At 71.6% G+C, this 22,605-nt stretch carries 19 protein-coding genes; 4 read left to right on the top strand and 15 right to left on the bottom strand.

All coding sequences use genetic code 11. The features are described from left to right. Positions 1-45: 45 nt before the first annotated feature. From ACIBQ1_RS00810 to pyrR, 15 genes are all read right to left on the bottom strand, one after another. On the bottom strand, positions 46-2,190 hold the full coding sequence (locus ACIBQ1_RS00810; protein ID WP_397273838.1) for a primosomal protein N': 2,145 nt from the start codon (positions 2,188-2,190) through the stop codon (positions 46-48). A gap of 308 nt (positions 2,191-2,498) precedes the next feature. Next, positions 2,499-3,686, bottom strand: a complete 1,188-nt coding sequence (metK, locus tag ACIBQ1_RS00805; protein WP_397273837.1) for a methionine adenosyltransferase — start codon at positions 3,684-3,686, stop codon at positions 2,499-2,501. A 128-nt stretch (positions 3,687-3,814) separates the two neighbouring features. Then, a complete protein-coding gene (locus ACIBQ1_RS00800) occupies positions 3,815-4,138 on the bottom strand; it encodes a hypothetical protein (RefSeq protein WP_397273835.1) in 324 nt (107 codons plus the stop codon). Positions 4,139-4,341: 203 nt separating this feature from the next. Then, positions 4,342-5,745, bottom strand: a complete 1,404-nt coding sequence (coaBC, locus tag ACIBQ1_RS00795) for a bifunctional phosphopantothenoylcysteine decarboxylase/phosphopantothenate--cysteine ligase CoaBC (RefSeq protein ID WP_397273834.1) — start codon at positions 5,743-5,745, stop codon at positions 4,342-4,344. 8 nt (positions 5,746-5,753) lie between these two features. Further along, positions 5,754-6,023: a DNA-directed RNA polymerase subunit omega gene (gene rpoZ, locus ACIBQ1_RS00790; protein ID WP_043638590.1), complete on the bottom strand. Its 270-nt coding sequence runs from the start codon at positions 6,021-6,023 to the stop codon at positions 5,754-5,756. A gap of 5 nt (positions 6,024-6,028) precedes the next feature. After that, complete coding sequence (gene gmk / locus ACIBQ1_RS00785) at positions 6,029-6,622, bottom strand: guanylate kinase (protein ID WP_397273833.1); 594 nt, start codon at positions 6,620-6,622, stop codon at positions 6,029-6,031. Positions 6,623-6,738: 116 nt separating this feature from the next. Then, entirely contained in the window at positions 6,739-7,062 is a 324-nt protein-coding gene (gene mihF, locus ACIBQ1_RS00780) for an integration host factor, actinobacterial type (RefSeq protein ID WP_020541698.1), read from the bottom strand. A gap of 925 nt (positions 7,063-7,987) precedes the next feature. Beyond that, the gene (pyrF, locus tag ACIBQ1_RS00775; RefSeq protein WP_397274538.1) at positions 7,988-8,683 is read right to left on the bottom strand and encodes an orotidine-5'-phosphate decarboxylase; all 696 of its coding nucleotides are present in this window, start codon (positions 8,681-8,683) and stop codon (positions 7,988-7,990) included. Positions 8,684-8,732: 49 nt separating this feature from the next. Further along, a complete protein-coding gene (locus tag ACIBQ1_RS00770) occupies positions 8,733-9,710 on the bottom strand; it encodes a dihydroorotate dehydrogenase (RefSeq protein ID WP_397273832.1) in 978 nt (325 codons plus the stop codon). Next, positions 9,700-10,551: a dihydroorotate dehydrogenase electron transfer subunit gene (locus tag ACIBQ1_RS00765; protein WP_355365071.1), complete on the bottom strand. Its 852-nt coding sequence runs from the start codon at positions 10,549-10,551 to the stop codon at positions 9,700-9,702. Before ACIBQ1_RS00765 ends, ACIBQ1_RS00770 begins: the two co-directional genes overlap by 11 nt. A gap of 38 nt (positions 10,552-10,589) precedes the next feature. Then, positions 10,590-13,877, bottom strand: coding sequence for a carbamoyl-phosphate synthase large subunit (gene carB / locus ACIBQ1_RS00760; RefSeq protein WP_397273831.1), 3,288 nt, complete (start codon positions 13,875-13,877; stop codon positions 10,590-10,592). Beyond that, on the bottom strand, positions 13,864-14,970 hold the full coding sequence (gene carA, locus ACIBQ1_RS00755; protein ID WP_397273830.1) for a glutamine-hydrolyzing carbamoyl-phosphate synthase small subunit: 1,107 nt from the start codon (positions 14,968-14,970) through the stop codon (positions 13,864-13,866). The genes carB and carA overlap by 14 nt, the downstream gene beginning before the upstream one ends. After that, positions 14,967-16,253 carry a dihydroorotase gene (locus ACIBQ1_RS00750; protein WP_397273829.1) on the bottom strand — a complete coding sequence of 429 codons (1,287 nt, stop codon included), beginning with the start codon at positions 16,251-16,253 and terminating at the stop codon, positions 14,967-14,969. The genes carA and ACIBQ1_RS00750 overlap by 4 nt, the downstream gene beginning before the upstream one ends. A gap of 64 nt (positions 16,254-16,317) precedes the next feature. Continuing rightward, complete coding sequence (locus ACIBQ1_RS00745) at positions 16,318-17,235, bottom strand: aspartate carbamoyltransferase catalytic subunit (RefSeq protein WP_397273828.1); 918 nt, start codon at positions 17,233-17,235, stop codon at positions 16,318-16,320. After that, positions 17,232-17,777, bottom strand: a complete 546-nt coding sequence (pyrR, locus tag ACIBQ1_RS00740) for a bifunctional pyr operon transcriptional regulator/uracil phosphoribosyltransferase PyrR (RefSeq protein ID WP_185072969.1) — start codon at positions 17,775-17,777, stop codon at positions 17,232-17,234. Before pyrR ends, ACIBQ1_RS00745 begins: the two co-directional genes overlap by 4 nt. Before the next feature lie 205 nt (positions 17,778-17,982). Here pyrR and ACIBQ1_RS00735 point away from each other — a divergent pair, with 205 nt between their 5' ends. The 4 genes from ACIBQ1_RS00735 to ACIBQ1_RS00720 are packed head-to-tail and all read left to right on the top strand — an operon-like array spanning position 17,983 to position 22,463. Next, the gene (locus ACIBQ1_RS00735; protein WP_397273827.1) at positions 17,983-19,227 is read left to right on the top strand and encodes an arginine deiminase; all 1,245 of its coding nucleotides are present in this window, start codon (positions 17,983-17,985) and stop codon (positions 19,225-19,227) included. An 11-nt stretch (positions 19,228-19,238) separates the two neighbouring features. After that, on the top strand, positions 19,239-20,174 hold the full coding sequence (arcC, locus tag ACIBQ1_RS00730) for a carbamate kinase (protein ID WP_397273826.1): 936 nt from the start codon (positions 19,239-19,241) through the stop codon (positions 20,172-20,174). 9 nt (positions 20,175-20,183) lie between these two features. Continuing rightward, positions 20,184-21,605 (top strand): amino acid permease, encoded by a 1,422-nt coding sequence (locus tag ACIBQ1_RS00725; protein WP_397274537.1) that lies wholly within the window; start codon positions 20,184-20,186, stop codon positions 21,603-21,605. After that, complete coding sequence (locus tag ACIBQ1_RS00720) at positions 21,606-22,463, top strand: universal stress protein (RefSeq protein ID WP_397273825.1); 858 nt, start codon at positions 21,606-21,608, stop codon at positions 22,461-22,463. Positions 22,464-22,605 lie beyond the last annotated feature (142 nt).

Genomic DNA, 22,605 nt, shown 5'->3' with positions numbered 1-22,605 from the left:
GCACGCTAACGGCTGGTCCTCAGATGAGCGAATCGGGGAAACGGGCTAAATCAGGTCGAGTGGGTCGACACTCACCTTCACGACATCCGGCGTCTTACGCGCCGCGCGCACCCCACTGGCCCCTTTGAGCGCGGCCGCCAGGGCTGCCCCGCCGGACCTCCGTACCCGGATCATGGCGCGTTCCTGGCCGGACTCGTCCACCGGGACGGGGCCGAGCACCTCGGCGTCGGACGGGAGGCGCACCTCGTCGAGCATCTGCCTGACCGCGCTTGCCGCGCCGGTCAGCGTGGCCATCCGCACCGCCGGCGGGAATCCCAGCTCGGCGCGGTCGCCCAGCTCGCGCTCGGCGTGGGTGACGGGGTCCCACCGCAGCAGGGCCTGTACGGCGGGCAGCGCGGCGTCGCCGAGCACCACCAGCTCGGCGACGGGGCGGAGCAGGGCGGCGGCGTTCATCCACCTGCGGACCGCCTCCTCGGCGGCCCGCAGGTCGGCCCGGCCGAGGAGCGCCCAGCCGTCGAGCAGCACCGCCGCCGCGTAGCCGCCCTCCGCCACGGGCTCGGCGCCCGGCGTGGCGACGACCAGCGCGCGAGCGGCGGGGACCGTGGCCAGCACGCCGTCGCGGCCCGAGGTGCGCACCTGCACGGACGGGAAGGCCCTGCCGAGCTCCTCCGCCGTGCGCCTGGCGCCGGTGACGACGGCGCGGAGCCTCGGGCTGCCGCAGGACGAGCAGCGCCAGTCGGCGTCCACCCGGCCGCACCAGCGGCAGTAGGGGGCCGCGTGACCGCCCCGGAGGGCGAGCGGCCCGTGGCACAGGTGACCGGGCCCCGCCGCCCCCGGAGTCGGGCCCTGAATCGGACCCGGAATCGGGCCCTGAATCGGAATGGCCGAGTCGGTGCGCGGGTCCGGCGGCAGCGCCACCCTCCGGGTGGGCGGCAGGACGCAGCGGGCGGGAGTGCGGCAGTGCCGGCAGGCCAGGGCGGGCAGGTAGCCGCGTCTGGGCACCTGCACCAGCACGGGCCCGTTCTCCAGGCCGTGGCGCAGGGCCCGCCAGGCGAGGCTGGGCAGCCTGGCCAGGCGGGCCGCCTGGTCCTTGGCCAGCTCGGCGTCCTCGCCCGCGGGGCGGACCCGGGGGGCCAGGGCCCTGATCGTCGTGCGGGCCGCCGCGATCGGCCTGGCCCAGCCGGAGGCGACGAGCTGGGTGGCCTCGGCGGTGCGCGCGTATCCCCCGATGAGCATCGCGGCGCCGGTCCGGTGGGCGCGCAGGCCGAGGACCTCGCGGGCGTGCGGATACGGGGCCAGGCGCTCGGCGTGGAGGTCGTCGCCGTCGTCCCAGATGGCCACCAGGCCGAGATCGGCGACGGGGGCGAACATCGCGGCCCGGGTGCCGACCACGGCCCGCACCTGGCCTCTCAGCACCTTCAGCCACCGGCGGTAGCGCTCGGCCGGGCCGAGGTCGGCGGTGAGCGCCACGTGCCTGCCCGGCCCCAGCGCCCGGGCGAACTCGCCGTCGGCCAGCGCCACGTCCTTCCCGTCGGGCACCACGACGACCGCTCCCCTGCCGCCGTCCAGCGTCGCCCGCACCGCCTCGGCGGTCGCCCCCGCCCATCCCCTGGCGCCCGGCAGGGCGGACCACACGGCCCGGGGCGCGCGCCCGTCGCGCAGCGCGTCGAGGAAGGAGGGGCCGGTCGGGTACGCGTTCCATGCGCTTTCGGTCTGGGACGGCTCCGCGGGCGGCGGGTCCTGCTTGGCGGGCTCCTCCGACTCGGCCTTGGCGTGGCGCGGCGGGACGGCCAGGCGCAGCACGTCGGTCAGGGTGCCCGCGTACCGGTCGGCGACCGCCCTGGCCAGCCCGGCGATCTCGGGGGTGAGGACGCGCTCGGGGGACACCACGCGTTCGAGCGGCATGAGCCTGCCGTCGTGGTCGCTCTCGTCCGCCCGCTCCAGCAGGAACGCGTCGACCAGCTTGCCCGCGAACCGCACCCGCACCCGCACGCCCGGCTCGGCCGTCTCGTGCATGGAGTCGGGCACCAGGTAGTCGAAGGGGCGGTCGAGGTGCGGCAGCGGGCTGTCCACCACGACCCTGGCCACGGGGCGCTCGGGGGCGGGCGCGGGGGCCCCTTTGGTGTCCTTCGACGACGCTGGGGGCCGCACGGCGTCGAGCGGCAGAAGGGCGTCGTCGGAGTCGGTCACGCTTAACGTCTACCAGACCGTTCCCCGTGACCGAGTGGGAGCGGAGTTGTTGCCGGGACGACGCTTCCCGGGCACGCGGAAGGCCCGCGTTCACCCAGGTGGGCGGGTGTCCGCGGTCGTGATCTCCAGCCGTCCGGGACTCCGGTGGCGCGGCGGGCGGGTCGTCGTCGAGCCCGCCGTGCGACCTCACGCCCCGATGGCCGGACGGCGGCTCACCGGCTCCGGACGTGTCCCCCGGCACGCCCAGAGGCGCCGCGCACCGAGGCGGCGCCCCTTGAGCTCAGACGGCGGCGTGGATCAGAGGCCGATCAGAGGCCGGCGGCGGTCCGCAGCGCCTCGGCGCGGTCCGTGGACTCCCAGGAGAAGCCCTCGCGGCCGAAGTGACCGTAGGCGGCGGTCTCCGAGTAGATCGGGCGCAGCAGGTCGAGGTCGCGGATGATGGCGGCCGGGCGCAGGTCGAAGACCTGGAGGACGGCGTCCTGGATCTTCTCCACCGGCAGCTTCTCGGTGCCGAAGCACTCCACGAACAGACCCACCGGCTGCGCCTTGCCGATCGCGTACGCGACCTGGACCTCGCACCGGTCGGCCAGACCGGCGGCCACGACGTTCTTGGCGACCCAGCGCATCGCGTACGCGGCCGAGCGGTCGACCTTGGACGGGTCCTTTCCGGAGAAGGCGCCGCCACCGTGGCGGGCCATGCCGCCGTAGGTGTCGATGATGATCTTGCGGCCGGTCAGGCCGGCGTCGCCCATGGGGCCGCCGATCTCGAAACGGCCGGTCGGGTTGACCAGCAGGCGGTAGCCCTCGGTGTCGATCTCGAGGCCGGCCAGCACGGGGTCGACCACGTGCTCCTTGATGTCCGGCGTCAGCATCTCGCGCAGGTCGATCTCCGCCGCGTGCTGCGTGGAGACCACCACGGTGTCGAGGCGGACGGGCGTGTCGCCGTCGTACTCGATCGTCACCTGGGTCTTGCCGTCGGGGCGGAGGTAGGGCACCGTGCCGCTCTTGCGCACCTCCGACAGCCGCTGCGCCAGCCGGTGGGCGAGGGTGATCGGCAGCGGCATCAGCTCAGGGGTCTCGCGGCAGGCGAAGCCGAACATGAGCCCCTGGTCGCCCGCGCCCTGGCGGTCCAGCTCGTCCTCGGCCTGGTCGACCCGGCTCTCGTAGGCGTCGTTGACGCCCTGGGCGATGTCGGGGGACTGGGCGCCGATGGACACCGACACGCCGCACGAAGCTCCGTCGAAGCCCTTGTGGGAGGCGTCGTAGCCGATCTCGAGGATCTTCTCCCGGATGAGGGCCGGAATGTCGACGTAGGTCTCGGTGGTGACCTCGCCTGCGACATGGACCTGGCCGGTAGTGATCAGCGTCTCGACGGCGACCCGGCTCTTGGGGTCGTCCTTGAGCATGGCGTCGAGAATCGCGTCACTGATCTGGTCAGCGATCTTGTCCGGGTGGCCCTCGGTGACCGACTCGGAGGTGAACAGGCGACGTGACAACTCAGTGGCTCCTCATGCAGCGGCTGCTGACGGATGTAAGGCCCGGGACGCATGGGCATGCCCGAGCCTCGCCGAAGTCTAGCCCCACCCGGCGCCAGGGTGCGAAACCATCCGTCCTGCGGCTCGGATCACAGCTCGGGCAAGGGATCGGGCGGCAGGGTCTCCGGCGCGAAGATCTCCGCGTCGGCGGCCGCCACCACCGCGGCGTACTCCTCATCGAACTCGAACACCATCGAGTCCAGCTCGATCACCGGTCCAGGCAGGATGGGGCCGAGCCTGGTGTAGCGCGGGAACTCCGCGAACACCGCGACCGGCCGATCGCTCCGGAGCGTCCTGGTGGCCAGCACCGATATAGAGGAAGCGGTGACGACGATCAGGAAATTCCCCGTCCCCGTCGGTCCCACGGACGCCGCGGGGAAGACGTAGCGGATCTCCCCCTGGTCGCCGAGCAATGTTCTACAACGGTCTCTGACAGCAGACCCCACCGGCATTCCATCCCCCTTTGCCCCAAGTATCCGCAGGCGTATAGGGATGTCGCAATAGGTGATCGGGTAATCGGTCTTGCACGATTTGAACGGTCCAATAGGCGAGGTGAGGCCCAGGTCCTCAGGGTGCTGATCCCGCCGGCAGGACTCCTGACACGTGCGGCCGCGCGCTAGGCGAGGCGGGCCGCCACGAGGTCCCACACGACGTCGGCGAGGGCCTCCTTCGGCCCGAACGGCACCTCGACCGGGTCGCCGCCCGCCACGAGCACGGTGGCCGCGTTGTCGGGCGTGCCGAACGCCAGCCCCTCCCCCACCTGGTTGACGACCAGCAGGTCGCACCCCTTGCGGGCGAGCTTGGCCTGGCCGTTGGCGAGCACGTCGTGCGTCTCGGCCGCGAACCCGACGATCACCTCCGGGTACGCCTGCGGCACGCCGTCATCCTGCTCCGGCCCGGCGGCTACGTCGGCCGGCGGCGCCGAAGCGTCCTCGCCGGTCGCCGTCGTGGCCGTGCTCTCACCGCTCGCGCTCGCGGCGGCCGGGAGGGGCCGTGCCGCGCGCGTCTCGGCGGCACGGGCCTCGCGGGCCTCGCGGGCCTCGCGGGCCTCGCGGGCCTCGCGGGCCTCGCGGGCCTCGCGGGCCTCGCGGCGGATGGTGCCGAGCTCGGCGAGGATGTCGGGGTTCTTGGCCAGGAAGATCGGCTCCGGCTCGCCGTCCGTCTTCTTGATCTTCGCCTCGTGCCGCGCGGCGGGCCGGAAGTCGGCCACCGCGGCGGCCATGACCACCGCGTCGGCGTCGGCCGCGGCGGCCAGCACCGCCTCACGGAGCTCGGTCGCCGACTCCACCCGTACGACCTTGGCCCCGGCGGGGTCGGGCAGCGTGACGTTCGCCGCCACCAGCGTCACCTCGGCCCCCCGGGCGACCGCCGTGCGGGCCAGCGCGTAACCCTGCCGTCCCGACGAGCGGTTGCCGAGGTAGCGGACCGGGTCGATGGGCTCCCGGGTGCCCCCGGCGGAGACGACGACCTTGCGCCCGGCCAGGTCGCGGGGCCGGCCGCGCAGCACGCGCAGGCAGACCTCGAAGATCTCCGCGGGGTCGGGCAGGCGCCCCGGGCCGGTGTCGGCGCCGGTGAGGCGGCCGACGGCGGGGTCGATCACGACGGCGCCCCGCTCGCGCAGCGTCGCGACGTTGGCGCGGGTGGCGGGGTGCTGCCACATCTCGGTGTGCATCGCGGGCGCGAACACGACCGGGCAGGTGGCCGTCAGCAGCGTGTTGGTGAGCAGGTCGCCGGCCAGCCCGTGGGCCGCCCTGGCGAGCACGTCGGCGGTCGCGGGCGCCACCACGACGAGGTCGGCCCGCTTGCCGATCCGTACGTGGGGCACCTCGTGGACGTCGTCCCACACCTCGGCCGACACGGGGTTGCCGGACAGGGCGGCCCAGGTGGGCGCGCCCACGAACTTCAGCGCCTCGCGAGTCGGCACGACCCGCACCTCGTGGCCCGACTCGGTGAACAGGCGCAGCAGCTCGCAAGCCTTGTACGCGGCGATGCCGCCGCTGACGCCCAGGACGACCTTCATCGAAGGCGTCAGACCGCGCCTTCGATGGGCTCGGCGTTGAGCAGGCCCTCGGAGACCTCGCGCAGCGCGATGGACAGCGGCTTCTCCTGCGCGTGCGTCTCGACCAGCGGGCCGACGTACTCCAGCAGGCCCTCGCCGAGCTGGGAGTAGTAAGCGTTGATCTGGCGAGCGCGCTTGGCGCCCATGATCACCAGGGAGTATTTGCTGTCGACGATGTCGAGCAGCGCGTCGATCGGCGGGTTGGTGATGCCCTCCGCGGCCGGGGTGGTGCCTGCCACGATTGTCAGACCTCTCGGTTGATGGTTGTCGTGACCCCCTGAGGGTCAGTCATCAAGGCTATCAGCCGGCGGCACACTTCTTGGACGCTCGTGTTCACGAGTGTCAGGTCGAACTCCTGCTCCGCGGCCATCTCGACCCGCCCCGCCTCCAGGCGGCGCGCGATGACGTCCTCAGGCTCGGTGCCGCGGCCGCGCAGCCGCTTCTCCAGCTCCTCCCAGGTGGGCGGGGCCAGGAACACCAGCAGGGCCTCCGGCATGCTCCTGCGCACCTGCCTGGCGCCTTCGAGGTCGATCTCGAGCAGGGTGGGCACGCCCTCGGCGAGCTTCTTCAGCACCGGCTCGCGCGGCGTGCCGTAGCGGTTTCCCGCGAACTCCGCCCATTCGAGCAGCTCACCGGCCGTCACGAGCCGGTCGAACTCCTCGCCGTCGGCGAAGTAGTAGTGGACCCCGTTCACCTCACCGGGACGGGGCCTCCTGGTGGTCACCGAGACCGACAGCCACACCGCGGGGTGTGCCCGCCGGAGCTCGGCGACGACCGTGGACTTGCCGACGCCCGACGGCCCCGAAAGGACCGTCAGCCGCCGTTCGCTCAAGGGCAAGAATCCGACCTCCGCTCCGGGTCCGAATGCCTGATAGGCACTGACTTCTCCGGACCAGGACCCGTCGGTCACTTTCCTACCCCCCGTTGAACCTGCGCTTTCTTGTGGAACAGAGATTAGCTCTCGTTGCCACCGAACTCGCGCTCGAGGGAGGCCCTCTGGTTCGCGCCGAGACCCCGCACGCGGCGGGACTCGGCGATGGCAAGCCGCTCCATGAGCTGCTTGGCGCGGACCTTGCCGACGCCGGGGAGCGATTCCAACAGAGCCGACACCTTCATCTTGCCGATGACGTCGTCGGTCTGCCCATCCTTGAGCACCTCAGCCAGAGAAACCGCGCCATGCTTGAGCCGGTTCTTGACCTCGGCACGCTCTTTACGGGCCTTGGCAGCCTTCTCCAGGGCTGCGGCGCGCTGCTCAGGGGTCAGTGGAGGAAGAGCCACGCCGGGTCACCTCGAATTTCTGTCGATGTACTCGGACGGGAAGGGAAACTAGCTGGTCATCGCCCCCTAAGCAACGTCAAGCGCCGTTTCTCTCCTCACAAAATCCACTTCATCACTCTGCGTGATTGTAAAATCACATTGTGCTGATCAAATCGCCCTCACTTCCCGGTTCGCCCGTCAGGGCGCGACGGTGTCGCGAAACGCAACGATGATCGCATTCCAGCCACCCGCCGATGTCCGTAATGCTGCCCAGACCAGGGCCGAAACCCATTCCGAAGATCGCGTGCGCAGGCCACCGCGGATGCATTATGATCTTGCAAGGCACCCCTGGCGCACCATGATCAAAACCCTGCCGCCCACCCCTCCGGACGGCACCCCCGCGCCAAGGGACCCCGCCACCGATCCGAGCCCGCGGATCACACCCCGGACGCCCACCCACCGCGCCCGGAAAACCGGCCCCACCCGAACGACCGGACATCCGGCCGCCAGGGCAACGGCCACCCCACGGGCAACGCGAGCCTCACACCCGGCACTTGACCGCGCCATGGGCCCGCACCGGAGACGGCGGCGGCACGACGCCGACCGCGCCACGGAGCCGGCCGCGCCGCAGGGTCAACCGCGCCATGGGATCGACCGCCGCGCAGGGCGCTGTGGCAGCGCAGCCGGGGGCGGGCTGAGGTCGCGGGCGCGATGGGCCGGCGATGGGCCACGGAGCCGGTCAAGAGTGCGCGTCGTCACGGCGACCAGCCCGTGAGCCTTCACGACCGGCCATGACAGACGGCAACGAGCGTCGGCGCGTGCGGCCCACCGTGCGCAGCCGTAAAGAATGAACGGCTTGAGCGGCGCGGGGCCGTGAGATGAACGGCACCCGCCCCACCGTGCGTAGTCGTAGAGGACGGGAGTTGATCGGCGGGTCAGAGGGGGGTCATGACGCGCGGCGGAGAGACGCGGCGATGGCGGCCGCGGCGGCGCCCGGGTCGGGGGACGCAGTGATGGGGCGGCCGATGACCAGGAGGTCGGCGCCGTCGGCGAGGGCCTGTTCGGGCGTGGCGACCCGCGCCTGGTCCTGCGTGTCGGCCCCCGTGGGCCGCACGCCCGGCGTGATGAGCGTGATCCCCTCCCCCACCTCCGCCCGCACCGCGGACACCTCGTGGGGCGAGCACACCAGCCCCGTGGCCCCCGACTCCACCGACAGGGCGGCCAGGCGGCGTACGGCGTCGTCGGCGGGCCCCACGAGCCCGATCCGCGCCAGGTCGGCCTCCGACAGCGAGGTCAGGATCGTCACTGCGGCGATCTTGGTCTGCGGGTCCGCGGCCTCGACGGCGGCGCGGATCATGGCGGGGCCCCCGGCGGCGTGAACGGTGAGGATGGCCGGGCGCAGGCGGGAGACGGCGCGGGAGGCGCCGGCGACGGTGTTCGGGATGTCGTGGAGCTTGAGGTCGAGGAACACCTGGACGCCGCTGGCGCCCCGCACCGAGGCGATCACGTCGGGGCCGTAGCGGAGGTAGAGCTCCAGGCCCACTTTGACCGTGCTGACGTGCGGCGTCACCAGGGCCGCCCACTGGGCGGCGGTCTCCAGGTCGGGGGCGTCGAGGGCGACGGCGATGGGCGCGGGGGTCAACAGGGGCGCGGGAGTCAAGACTTGCTCTCCTCGTTAAGACGGGCAGTGGTCACGGGGTGCTCTCTTCGGAGTCGACGAGCAGGTGGCGCGGGGCGCTCCCCGGCGGGCGGTGGGCGAGGCCGACGGCGTCGGCCAGGCGCTGGAAGCCGCGGGCCCTCAGAAGGTCCTCAAGCTCGCGTTCGATGCGCAGGCAGGCATAGGGGTCGTGGAACAGCGCCGTGCCCACTCCGACCACGCAGGCGCCCGCCAGGACCAGCTGGAAGGCGTCCCTGCCGCTCATCACGCCGCCGATGCCGATGAGGGGCACCCCGGGCAGGGCGGCGTGGACCTGCCACACGCACCGTACGGCGAGCGGCAGGATCGCGGGCCCCGACAGCCCTCCGGTCACGGCGGCGAGCGAGGGCCGCAGCGCCTCGGTGTCGATGGCCATGCCCAGCGGATTGTTGATCATGGACAGCGCGTCGGCCCCGGCGTCCACGCAGGCGCGCGCCACCGACACGATGTCGGCCACGTCGGGGGCCAGCTTGGCCACGACCGGCACGTCGTAACGCATGATGGAGCGCACCGAGGCGATCACCTCGGCCGCGGCGCTGCCCTCGCGGGCGAAGACGCGGCCGCGGTCCTCGATGTTCGGGCAGGAGAGGTTGACCTCCAGCGCGGTGACCCCGGGCGCGTCGGCGAGCCGGCGGGCCAGCTCGGAGTATTCGGCGACGGTGCCGCCGCCGATCGAGACGATGGTCTTGATGCCCCGCTGCGCGAGCCAGGGCAGCTCGCGCTCCAGGAACGCGTCGATGCCGGGCCCCTGCAGGCCGACGGCGTTGAGCATGCCCGAGGGCGTCTCGGCCATGCGCGGCGTGGGCCGCCCGGCGCGCGGCGCCATGGTGATCGAGCGGGTGGTCAGCGCCCCGAGCCGGTGCAGGTCGAAGAACTGGGCCAGCTCCCGCCCCGAAGCGGCGCATCCGGCGGCCGTGGTGATCGGGTTCGCGAGCTCCATATGCGCCAGAAATGTCCGCATATCAACTGACATGTCGTGCACCGCCTCCGGGGGCGCCGAGCGCGTCGAACGGGATCGTTCCCACGTCCTCGAAACGCACTCGCTCCCCCCGGAACACCGGCCCTTCAGCGCACGCCCGCACCATCCTGGTCACCCCGTCGTCCCCGATGACGGGCAGCACGCACGTCATGCACACCCCGATGCCGCAGGCCATCGACTCCTCGACGGCCACCTGCACCGGGATGTCGAACTCCATCGCCACCGCCGTCACCGCCCGCAGCGTCTCCATCGGCGCGCAGGCGTAGACCGCGTCGGCCCGCGCGTCGGCGATCACCGAGGGTAGCGCGTCGGTGACCTTGCCGCGAAGCCCGAGCGAGCCGTCCTCGGTGGTCAGCGTGGTGGTCTCGGCGATCCGGCGGGCCCGCATGGCGCCGAACACCCGCTCGGCCCCGGTGCCGCCCAGCACGAAGTCGACCCGGCAGCCCCGCGCCAGCAGCGCGTCGGCCAGCGGGAACAGCACCGCGGAGCCGTACTCGGAGCCGACGAGCACGCAGTGCGCCGGGTCGCGCGGCAGCGGAAAGGGCCGGCCGAGCGGCCCGACCAGGTCGAGCGTGTCGCGGGCGCGCCGCTCGGCCAGCCAGGCCGTGCCGGGGCCCTGGGCGGTGAAGACCAGCTCGACCGTGCCGCCGTAGTCGGCCTTGACGTCATGGATGGACAGCGCGCGGCGGGTCACCATCGACGTGTGGGCCCCGCCGACCGCCACGGAGACGAAGTGACCGGGGCGGTAGCGCTCGGCGATGCCGGGCGCCACCACCGTCAGCGCATGGTAGGCGTCGACCCGGCGCGTGGTCAGCACCGTGCCCGTCACCTGCACCGGAGTGCCGGCCAGACGTCTTCACCTCCTGTGCGGGGTCAGCCCCGGAGTGCCTGTGCGTGCTCCTGGAGCGACCGTACGCCGACGTCGCCGCGGACGATCGCCTGGATGCCCGCCGCCGCCGCGGCGAGCCCTGAGACCGTGGTGATGCACGGGATGCCGCGCAGCACCGCGGCGGTGCGGATCTCGTAGCCGTCGAGCCGCGGCCCGGACTGCCCAGGGCTGCCGAAGGGCGTGTTGACGATCAGGTCGACCTCGCCGTCCAGAATGGCCTGCACGCTCGTGGGCTCACCTCCGGGACCCGTCCCCTCGCTCTGCTTTCGCACGATCTTGGCATGGACGCCGTTGCGGCGCAGCACCTCGGCGGTCCCCTCGGTGGCCAGGATCTCGAATCCGAGATCCGCCAGGGCCTTCACAGGGAAGATCATGGCACGCTTGTCCCGGTTGGCCACGGACACGAACGCGCGTCCCTTGGTCGGCAGCTCGCCGTAGGCGCCCGCCTGGGACTTGGCGTACGCGATCCCGAAGAACTTGTCGATGCCCATGACCTCGCCCGTGGAGCGCATCTCCGGCCCCAGCACGATGTCCACGCCCCGGAAGCGGTTGAACGGCAGCACCGCCTCCTTGACCGCGATGGAGGCGTCCATCGGCAGCGTCCCGCCGTCGCCGGTCGCGGGCAGCATGCCCTCCTCGCGGAGCGAGGCGATCGACGCGCCGAGCATCACCCGGGCCGCCGCCTTGGCCAGCGGCGCCCCCGTCGCCTTGGACACGAACGGGACGGTGCGGCTGGCCCGCGGGTTGGCCTCCAGGACGTACAGGACGCCGGCCGACATCGCGTACTGGACGTTCAGCAGCCCGCGCACGCCCACCCCCGCGGCGATGGCCTCGGTGGCGGCGCGGATGCGCTTGATGTCGTGGCTGCCGAGCGTGATGGGCGGCAGCGCGCACGCCGAGTCGCCGGAGTGGATGCCGGCCTCCTCGATGTGCTCCATGACGCCGCCCAGGTAGAGCTCCGACCCGTCGTACAGGGCGTCGACGTCGATCTCGATGGCCTCGTCCAGGAACTTGTCCACCAGCACCGGGTGGCCGCCCTCCTGGGCCGCCATGTACGTCGTCAGCGTGTCGTCGTCGTACACGATGGCCATGCCGGCGCCGCCGAGCACGTAGGACGGCCGGACGAGCACAGGGTAGCCGATCTCCTCGGCGATCTCCCGGGCCTCGGCGACGGTGAGGGCGGTGCCGTGCTTGGGCGCGGGCAGGCCAGCCTCGGCCAGCACCCGCCCGAACGCGCCACGCTCCTCGGCCAGGTGGATCGACTCCGGCGAGGTGCCCACCACGGGCACGCCCGCGTCCTTGAGCGCCTGCGCCAGCCCCAGCGGCGTCTGGCCGCCGAGCTGCACGATCACGCCCGCGACCGGGCCCGTCTGCTGCTCGGCGTAGACGACCTCCAGGACGTCCTCCAGCGTGAGCGGCTCGAAGTAGAGCCGGTCGGAGGTGTCGTAGTCGGTCGAGACGGTCTCCGGGTTGCAGTTGACCATGACGGTCTCGAACCCGGCCCTGGACAGCTCGAACGAGGCGTGCACGCACGCGTAGTCGAACTCGATGCCCTGCCCGATGCGGTTGGGCCCGGAGCCGAGGATGATGACCTTCTCGCGCTCGCCCTCGGGGACCTCGTTCTCCTCGTCGTAGGTCGAGTAGAGGTACGGCGTCCTCGCGGCGAACTCGGCGGCGCAGGTGTCGACGGTGTTGTAGACCGGGCGCAGCCCCAGCGCGTGGCGCAGGTCGCGGACCCGGGCCTCGTCGATGCCGCGGATCTCGCCGATCTGCGCGTCGCTGAACCCGTGCCGCTTGGCCCGCTCGAGCACCTCGGCGGTCAGCTCGACGGCCGCGGCGACCTCCCCGGCCTCCTCGTGGAGCAGGAAGAGCTGGTCGACGAACCACGGGTCGACGCTGGTCGCCTCGAACACCTCCTCGGGCGTGGCGCCGGCCCTGATGGCCTGCTGCATCGTGCGCAGCCGCCCGTCGTGCGGCGTGCGGCAGCGGTCGAGCAGCTCGGCCTTGTCGCCGGGCGAGCCCGCCCAGGTGAAGGACGACTCCTTCTTCTCCAGCGACCGCAGCGCCTTCTGCAGCGCCTCGGGGAAGGAGCGGCCGATGGCCATGGCCTCGCCCACGGACTTCATGTGCGTGGTGAGCGTCTGGTCGGCGCCCCGGAACTTCTCGAACGCGAACCTCGGCACCTTCACCACGATGTAGTCGAGCGTCGGCTCGAAGGAGGCCGGGGTCTCCTTGGTGATGTCGTTGGGGATCTCGTCGAGCGTGTAGCCGATGGCCAGCTTGGCCGCGATCTTCGCGATCGGGAACCCGGTGGCCTTGGAGGCCAGCGCCGAGGAGCGCGACACGCGCGGGTTCATCTCGATGACGATCATGCGGCCGGTGCGCGGGTCGACCGCGAACTGGATGTTGCAGCCCCCGGTGTCGACGCCGACCTCGCGGATGACCGCGATGGCGACGTCGCGCATGTTCTGGTATTCGCGGTCGGTCAGGGTCAGCGCGGGCGCGACGGTGACGCTGTCGCCGGTGTGGACGCCCATCGGGTCGATGTTCTCGATGGAGCAGACGATGACGACGTTGTCGTGCTTGTCGCGCATGACCTCCAGCTCGTACTCCTTCCAGCCGAGGATCGACTCCTCCAGGAGCACCTCGGTGGTCGGAGAGGCGTCGAGCCCGGACCCGGCGATGCGCCGCAGGTCGGCCTCGTCGTAGGCGAACCCGGACCCGGCCCCGCCCATGGTGAACGACGGCCGGACCACGACCGGGTAGCCCAGCTCGCCCGCGGCGGCCAGGCACTCCTCCATCGTGTGGCAGATGGCCGACCTGGCCGACTCCGCGTTGAGCCCGCGCTCGCGGGCGACCTTGGCGACGATCTCCTTGAACCGCTCGCGGTTCTCCCCCGCCTGGATCGCGTCGAAGTCCGCGCCGATCAGCTCGACGCCGTACTTCTCCAGCACGCCCGACTCGTGCAGCGCGACCGCGGTGTTGAGCGCGGTCTGCCCGCCCAGGGTCGGCAGCAGCGCGTCGGGCCGCTCCTTGGCGATGATCTTCTCGACGAACTCGGGGGTGATCGGCTCGACGTACGTGGCGTCGGCGAACTCGGGGTCCGTCATGATCGTCGCAGGGTTGCTGTTGACCAGGACGACACGGAAACCCTCGGCCCGCAGCACGCGGCACGCCTGGGTGCCCGAGTAGTCGAACTCGCACGCCTGTCCGATCACGATCGGCCCCGAGCCGATCACCAGCACGGACCTGATGTCCTCACGCTTGGGCACGGCTCATGACCTCACAGAACTCGTCGAACAGGTAGGCCGCGTCGTGGGGCCCCGCGGCGGCCTCGGGATGGTACTGGACGCTGAAGGCCCGCCCGTCGAGCAGGCGCAGCCCCTCCACGCAGCGGTCGTTGAGGTTGACGTGGCTGACCTCGGCCCGACCGTACGGGGTGTCGAACGGCCCGTCGAGCGGCGCCTCCACGGCGAACCCGTGGTTGTGCGCCGAGATCTCGACCTTGCCGGTGCGCATGTCCTGGACGGGCTGGTTGACGCCCCGGTGCCCGTAGCGCAGCTTGTAGGTGGACAGGCCCAGGGCCCGCCCGAAGAGCTGGTTGCCGAAGCAGATCCCGAAGAACGGGACCCCGGCCTCCAGGACGCCCCGCAGCGCGCTCACGTCGGCCGTGGCGGGGTCGCCGGGCCCGTTGGAGAAGAACACCCCGTCCGGGCCGACGGCCATGATCTGCTCGTAGGTGGCCGTCGCGGGCAGCACGTGCACCTCGCAGCCGCGCTCGGCCATCCGGTGCGGGGTCATGCCCTTGATGCCGAGGTCCACGGCGGCCACGGTGAAGCGCTTGGCCCCGATCGCCGGCACCACGTACGGCTCGGTGGTGGCCACCTCGGCGGCCAGGTCGGCGCCCTCCATACGGGGCGACTGCCGCACGCGCTCGACCAGCTCCTCGACCGGCGCGGTGGGCGCGGTGAAGATGCCGGCGCGCATGGCGCCGCGCTCGCGCAGGTGGCGGGTGAGCGCGCGGGTGCCGGAGATGGCGATCCCGACGACGCCCTGCTCCTTGAGGTAGTCGTCGAGCGAGCGGTTGGCCCGCCAGCTGGAGACGACCCTGGACGGCTCGCGCACGACGTAGCCGGCGACCCAGACGCGCCCGGACTCCGGGTCCTCGTCGTTGACGCCGGTGTTGCCGATGTGGGGCGCCGTCATGGCGACGATCTGCCGATGGTAGGACGGGTCCGTGAGGGTCTCCTGGTAGCCGGTCATGCCGGTGTTGAAGACCATCTCGCCGAACGTCTCGCCCTCGGCGCCGTACGGACGTCCCTGGAAGACGCGGCCGTCTTCCAGGACGAGCACCGATGTGTTCAAACCAGCTTCCCTTCGAGAACGGTCGCCCTGCCGCGCAGGAACGTGGCCACCACCCGGCCGGGCAGCGTCATCCCCTCGTAGGGGGTGTTCCTGCTCTTCGACGCGAATGCGGACGGATCCACCTCGGTGCGCACGGACGGGTCGTACAGCGTGATGTTGGCCGGGGCGCCCACTTCGAGCGGCTGGCCCTGGCCGCCGAGACGGCCGATGCGGGCCGGGACGACGGACATGCGCTGGGCGACGCCCGCCCAGCCGAGCAGCCCGGTCTCGACCATGGCCTCCTGGACCACGCTGAGCGCCGTCTCCAGGCCCACCATGCCCATGGCCGCGGCCGACCACTCGGTCTCCTTGTCCTCGACCGGGTGGGGGGCGTGGTCGGTGGCGACGATGTCGATCGTGCCGTCGGCCAGCGCGGCCCGCAGCGCCTCGACGTCGGCGCGGGTGCGCAGCGGCGGGTTGACCTTGTAGATCGGGTTGTACGCGCCCACCGGGGACTCCTCGACGAGGTCGTCGGTGAGCAGGAGGTGGTGCGGGGTGACCTCGCAGGTGACGTTCCAGCCCTTGGACTTGGCCCAGCGGATGATCTCGACCGAGCCGGCCGTGGAGACGTGGCAGATGTGCAGCCTGGAGCCGACGTGGGCGGCCAGCAGGCAGTCGCGGGCGATGATCGCCTCCTCGGCGACCGCGGGCCAGCCGGTCAGGCCGAGCCTGCCGGAGACCACGCCCTCGTTCATCTGGGCCTCGGCGGTGAGCCTGGGCTCCTGGGCGTGCTGGGCGATGACGCCGTCGAACGCCTTGACGTACTCCAGGGCGCGGCGCATCAGCACGGCGTCGTCGACGCACTTGCCGTCGTCGGAGAAGACCCGCACGCGGGCGGCCGAGTCGGCCATCGCGCCCAGCTCGGCGAGCTGCTTGCCCTCCAGGCCGACGGTGACGGCGCCGACGGGGTGGACGTCGCAGTGCGCGAACTCCCGCCCGAGCCGCCACACCTGCTCGACGACCCCCGCGGTGTCGGCGACCGGCGAGGTGTTGGCCATGGCGTGCACGGCGGTGTATCCGCCCCGGGCGGCCGACTGCGTGCCGGTCTGCACGGTCTCGGCGTCCTCGCGGCCGGGCTCGCGCAGGTGCGTGTGCAGGTCCACGAGGCCGGGCAGCGCGATCGCGCCGCCGCCGTCGACGGTCTCGGGCCCCTCCAGGCCCGGCCCGATCTCGGCGATCAGCCCGTCGGCGACCCGGATGTCGACGGGCTCCCCGCCCAGGATCCTGACATTCTTAATGATCATTGTGCCTCCTTCGTCGGCACACTGATCAAGATGCTGTGCCCATTGGTTCGTTCGCTTCGCTCACTCACGAGCTCTCTCCCCCCAGCAGCAGGTACAGCACCGCCATGCGAATGGTCACGCCGTTGGCGACCTGCTCGACGATCGTGGAGCGCGCCGAGTCGGCCACCTCGGCGGCGATCTCCATGCCCCGGTTCATCGGCCCGGGGTGCATCACGATGGCGTCCTCGGGCATCTTGGCGAACCGGTCCCTGTCCAGGCCGTATCGGCGGGAGTACTCCCGCTCGCTGGGGAAGTAGGCGGCGTTCATCCGCTCCTTCTGCACCCGCAGCATCATCACCACATCCGACTTCGGCAGCACGGCGTCGAGGTCGTAGGAGACCTCGCACGGCCAGGAGCCGACGGAGACGGGCAGCAGGGTCGGCGGCGCCACCAGCGTGACGTCGGCGCCGAGCGTGTCGAGCAGCAGCACGTTGGAGCGGGCGACCCGGCTGTGCAGCACGTCGCCGACGATCGTGACCTTGCGCCCTTCGAGGCTGCCCAGGCGGCGGCGCATCGAGAAGGCGTCCAGCAGCGCCTGCGTGGGGTGCTCGTGGGTGCCGTCGCCGGCGTTGACGACGCTGCCGCGCACCCAGTTGGCCAGGCGGTGCGGCGCGCCGGAGGAGCCGTGGCGGATGACGACCGCGTCGGCGCCCATGGCCTCGAGGGTGAGCGCGGTGTCCTTGAGCGACTCGCCCTTGGACACGCTCGACCCCTTGGCCGAGAAGTTGATCACGTCGGCGGACAGCCGCTTGGCCGCCGCCTCGAACGAGATGCGCGTGCGGGTGGAGTCCTCGAAGAACAGGTTGACCACGGTGCGCCCGCGCAGCGTGGGCAGCTTCTTGATGGAACGTTCCGAGACCCTCGCCAGCTCCTCGGCGGTGTCGAGGATGAGGAGCGCGTCGTCCTTGGTGAGGTCGCCCGCGGAGATCAGGTGGCGGTTCACTTGGCGTCCCCCTTCATGAGGAGCACGGCGTCGCGGCCGTCGATCTCCTGCAGGTAGACCTTGACCTTCTCGCTCTTGGCCGTCGGGAGGTTCTTGCCGACGTAGTCGGCGCGGATGGGCAGCTCGCGGTGGCCGCGGTCGACCAGCGTGGCCAGCTGCACCGCGGTGGGCCGGCCGAGGTCGTTGAGGGCGTCGAGCGCGGCGCGCACGGTGCGCCCGGAGTAGAGGACGTCGTCCACCAGCACGACGACCCTGCCGTCGATGCCGTCCGGCGGCAGCTCGGTGCGGCCGAGCGGCCTGGCGGGCTTGAGCCGCAGGTCGTCGCGGTACATCGTGATGTCGATCGAACCGACCGGGATCTTGACGCCTTCGAACTGCTCGATGCGGTCGCCGAGCCTGCGGGCCAGCGTGGCGCCGCGGGTCGGGATGCCGAGGAGCACGACGTCGTCGGCGCCCTTGGTGCGCTCGAGGATCTCGTGCGCTATCCGGGTCAGCGCTCGGTGGATGTCCGGGGCCTCCAGGACGGCCCGGGAATCGGACATGGCGAATCTCACCACCTTTCCCGCCTCACGGGACGGGTCTTAAAAGGGTGTTGGTCGGCACACACAGTACCAGGGGCTACCAGGAACAACGCGAGTGGCCTCCCATGGCGTCACCAAGCCGCGGCGGGGTACGGATGGCGTACCGGCTTCCTCGGGGAGACGCTGATACTGCCCGAGGAAGCCGCCAGGAGGGGATGCTGCGAACATGGCCTTTCACGTCGATTCCGAGGTCGGACACCTGCGCCAGGTGCTCCTGCACGGACCGGACCGGGCGCTCAGGCGGCTGACCCCGTCCAACAAGGACGCCTTCCTCTTCGACGACGTGCTGTGGGTCCAGCGCGCGATGGAGGAGCACGAGGAGTTCCGGCGGGTGCTGACCGGCCGCGGCGTCAAGGTCCACCTGCTGGCCGACCTGCTCAGGGAGACCGTCGACATCCCCGAGGCGCGCAAGCACATCCTCGACGCCGTCATCGACGAGCGCTGGCTCGGCCCGGGGGCCATCGACGACGTCCGCAACGCCCTCGACGGGATGGACTCCGCGACGCTGCAGGTCTACCTGACCGGCGGCATCACCAAGCGCGAGCTGGTCGAGACGGGCTGCGATTTCGACTCCGTGACCTTCCACACCATGGGCGACGACGACTTCATCCTGCCGCCGCTGCCCAACCACCTCTTCACCCGCGACACGTCCTGCTGGATCTACGACGGCGTGTCGATCAACGCGATGAAGAAGAAGGCCCGCATGCGCGAGACGGTCAACATGGAGGCCGTCTACATGTACCACCCGACGTTCGCCGGCGGCTTCAACCGGCCCGAGCAGGGCGGCTTCCACTGCTGGATGCCGGGCCAGCCGGTCGCGCCGGCGACCATCGAGGGCGGCGACGTGCTGGTCATCGGCAGGGGCGCGGTGCTGGTCGGCATGAGCGAGCGCACCCAGCCGCAGGCGGTGGAGATGCTGGCGCAGCGGCTGTTCGCGGCGGGCTCCGCGCGCAGGATCGTGGCGCTCGACATGCCGAAGGCGCGGGCGTTCATGCACCTCGACACCGTGATGACGATGCTGGACGTGGGCGTGTTCACCCAGTACGCGGGCCTCGGGATGCTGCCCGCCTACACCATCGAGCCCGGCGGCACGCGCAAGGAGCTCAAGGTCACCGACCACCCGCCGCAGGACATGCACAAGGCCATCGCCCACGCCGTCGACCTGCCCGGGATCACGGTCCTGACGCCCGCGCAGGACGTCCACGCCGCCGAGCGCGAGCAGTGGGACGACGGCTGCAACGGGCTGGCGCTGGAGCCCGGCGTGGTCGTCGCCTACGAGCGCAACACCACCACGAACGCCTACCTGCGCGACAACGGCATCGAGGTCATCACGATCAGGGGCAGCGAGCTCGGCCGGGGGCGCGGCGGCCCGCGCTGCATGAGCTGCCCGCTCGAACGCGACGGAGTCTGAGGAGGGGCCGGATGCGGGTCATCGTCGCACTGGGCGGCAACGCGGTGCTCAGGCGCGGCCAGCCGCCGGACGCGGACGTCCAGCGGGCCAACGTGCGCGCGGCCGTCAAGACGCTCGCCCGGCTCGCCGCCGAGCACGAGCTGGTCATCACCCACGGGAACGGCCCGCAGGTCGGCCTGCTGGCCCTGGAGAGCGCCGCCGACCCGAGCCTGACCAGGCCGTACCCGTTCGACACGCTCGGCGCGCAGACGCAGGGCATGATCGGCTACTGGATGCAGCAGGCCCTGCAGAACGCGCTGCCCGGCAGGCAGGTCCTGGCCATGGTCACGCAGACGCTGGTGACGGCCGTCGACCCCGCGTTCGAGCACCCGACCAAGTTCGTCGGCCAGGTCTACGAGTGGGAGGAGGCCGAGAAGCTGGCCGCCGAGTACGGCTGGACGGTCCGCCGGGACGGCGACCACTGGCGGCGCGTCGTCCCGTCGCCGACCCCGCGCCGCATCGTCGAGACCCGGCTGATCCGCCAGATGATCCGCGAGGGCGTCATCGTGGTGTGCGCGGGCGGGGGCGGCATCCCGGTCGTCCGCGACGAGCGCGGCCGGCTGACCGGCGTGGAGGCGGTGGTCGACAAGGACCTCACCGCCTCGATGCTGGCCGAGGCCCTGGACTGCGACGCGTTCCTCATCCTCACCGACGTGCCGCGCGTCGTCCGGGGCTTCGGCACGCCGCACCAGACGGAGATCGCCCACACCACGCCGCACGAGCTGCGCGCCCTGGAGTTCCCCGCGGGGTCGATGGGGCCGAAGGTGGAGGCGGTATGCCGGTTCGTGGAGACGACCGGCGACATGGCCGCCATCGGAAAACTCGACGACGCCGAGCGCATACTCGACGGCTCAGCGGGAACGATCGTGACACCCAATGGCAGGTGGCCGCTGACGAGCACGCTGTAGGGGGTGTCCGTGACACTGGCCCGACGGCTATTCCGCACCAAGCCCACGGAGCGCATCATCGCGGAGGGCGGTCACGGCGAGGGGGGCGAGCTGCGGCGCACCATGTCGCTCTGGCAGCTGACGCTGTTCAGCGTGGGTGCCACGCTCGGCACCGGCATCTTCGTCATCCTGGGGCAGGCGGTGCCCAAGGCGGGGCCGGCGGTGGTGGTGTCGTTCGTGCTGGCGGCGATCACGGCGCTGTTCTCGGCCCTGTCGTACGCCGAGCTGGCCGGGACGATCCCGGTGTCCGGCTCGTCCTACTCCTACGCGTACGCGACGCTGGGCGAGCTCGTGGCGTGGATCTGCGGCTGGTGCCTCATGCTGGAGTACGCCGTCTCCGTCGCGGCCGTGGCCGTGGGCTGGGGCGAATACCTCAACTCGTTCCTGCGGTCCCTGTTCGGCTTCACGCTGCCCGACGCGATCACCCGCTCCCCCGGCCAGGACGGCGGCGTGATCAACGTGACCGCGATCGTCATCGTCCTGCTCGCCACGTGGCTGCTGCTGTACGGGACCTCCGAGAGCGCCACCGCGAACGCGATCTTCGTGATGATCAAGGTCGTGGTGCTGCTCTTCTTCTGCGTGGTGGCCTTCACCGCCTTCCAGGCCAAGAACTTCACGCCCTTCGCCCCCTTGGGGGTGGCCGGCATCACGGCGGCGGCCTCGCAGGTGTTCTTCTCCTACATCGGCTTCGACGCCGCCTCCACCGCGGGCGAGGAGGCCAAGAACCCCAGGCGCGACCTGCCCCTGGCGATCATCCTGTCGCTGGCCATCGTGACGGCCGTCTACGTGCTGGTCGCCGTGGCCGCCGTGGGCGCGATGCCGTGGACGGAGTTCGACCCGAAGCACACCGAGGCGAGCCTGTCCTACATCGCCGACCTGGCCGTCGGCGCCACCTGGCCGGGCCTCATCGTCTCCTTCGGGGCGGTCATCGCCATCGCCAGCGTCGTGCTCACCGTCATCTTCGGCCAGACCCGCATCCTGTTCGCCATGTCCCGCGACGGGCTGATCCCGCGCGTCTTCCAGCGGGTGAACATGCGCCACCAGGTCCCCGTCGCCAACACCCTCATCGTGGCCGCCTTCATCTCCGTGCTGGCCGGCCTGGTGCCGCTCGGCCAGCTCGCGGAGGCCACCAGCATCGGCACCCTGTTCGCCTTCGCCATCGTGAACATCGGCGTGCTCGTCCTGCGCTACCGCAGCCCCGAGCTGCCGCGCAGCTTCCGCACGCCGCTGTTCCCCGCGACGCCGGTGCTCGGCGCCGTCTTCTGCGTCATCGTGATGGCGGGCCTGGCCGGGGTCACCTGGCTGGCCTTCGGCCTGTGGATGCTGGTGGGGCTGCTCTGCTACTTCCTGTACGGCTACGGCCATTCGCGGCTGAATGCCGAGGTGCGCTAGATGAAGCTCGACAACGTGCTGGCCGGCTACGTCCCGGGGCCCAGGGGCAAGGACGGGCTGGCGCTGGCCGTACTGGTCAGGGAACAGGTCCGCGGGCAGCTGACCGTGGCTTTCGTGCAGCCGCCCGCGCGGTCCACGCCCGGACCCGCCAGGGCCGAGGAGAGCGCGTGGCGCGCTTACCTGATGGAGCAGGCCGACGCGACGCTCTGGCAGGCGCGCGAGCAGGCCGGCCAGGACGCCGACTACGTGGTCCACACCCACAAGGGCAGCGGGCGCGGGCTGGTGGAGCTGGCGCGCAAGCGCGGCGCCGACGTCGTGGTGATCGGCTCGGCCCCCGGCGGCGGCAAGGGCCGCGTCACCGTCGGCAGCACCGCCGACCAGCTCCTGCACTCGTCCTCCGTTCCCGTGCTGCTCGCCCCGCGCGGCTACGGCGACAAGCCCCCCGCCGCCTTCGAACGCCTCACCGTCGCCTATCGCCGCGGCCCGCACTGCGACGCGGCGGTCAGGGACGCGGCGGCGGTGGCCGCGTCGCTGAACGTCCCCCTGCGGCTGGTCACGCTGGTGATCAGCACGGGCAGACGCGCCAGGATCGAGGAGGAGATGCTCGTCCGCCTGCGCGACGAGGCGGGCTCCGACCTGCGGGCGGCGGCCCGCGGACGGCCACGCGCGGAGGTGGAGGTGCTGGAGGGCCGCAACGTCGCCCAGGCACTCGGCACGACCTCGTGGCTCCCCGGCGAGATGATCATATGCGCTTCGAGCGCCACCGGGCCACTCAGGCGGGTCTTCCTCGGAGACACCTCGATCAAGATCGTACGGGCTGCGACCTGCCCTGTCATGATTCTCACGCGCCGGACCTAGGGCAAGGAAATTTATCGTCAAACTGTGACGAAGTAGTGTTACCAGTGGGACATGAGGGGCGATTGCGGCGATCCCTACCGGATCGGATTCGGCATCTTTTTTCCAATCAGCTTGACCTCAGGCGTCCGCCCCTTTACCGTCA

The sequence above is a fragment of the Nonomuraea sp. NPDC050153 genome (genome assembly GCF_044460125.1).
Taxonomy (GTDB): Bacteria; Actinomycetota; Actinomycetes; order Streptosporangiales; family Streptosporangiaceae; genus Nonomuraea.
This window is presented reverse-complemented; position numbering and strand designations above follow the sequence as displayed.

Bases quoted from the DNA above. Each gene is read 5' to 3' on its own strand.
- coaBC (WP_397273834.1), bottom strand. From the start codon at position 5,745: ATGAAGGTCGTCCTGGGCGTCAGCGGCGGCATCGCCGCGTACAAGGCT.
- ACIBQ1_RS00770 (WP_397273832.1), bottom strand. From the start codon at position 9,710: ATGTCAGTTGATATGCGGACATTTCTGGCGCATATGGAGCTCGCGAAC.
- ACIBQ1_RS00750 (WP_397273829.1), bottom strand. From the start codon at position 16,253: ATGATCATTAAGAATGTCAGGATCCTGGGCGGGGAGCCCGTCGACATC.
- pyrR (WP_185072969.1), bottom strand. From the start codon at position 17,777: ATGTCCGATTCCCGGGCCGTCCTGGAGGCCCCGGACATCCACCGAGCG.
- ACIBQ1_RS00735 (WP_397273827.1), top strand. From the start codon at position 17,983: ATGGCCTTTCACGTCGATTCCGAGGTCGGACACCTGCGCCAGGTGCTC.
- arcC (WP_397273826.1), top strand. From the start codon at position 19,239: ATGCGGGTCATCGTCGCACTGGGCGGCAACGCGGTGCTCAGGCGCGGC.
- ACIBQ1_RS00720 (WP_397273825.1), top strand. From the start codon at position 21,606: ATGAAGCTCGACAACGTGCTGGCCGGCTACGTCCCGGGGCCCAGGGGC.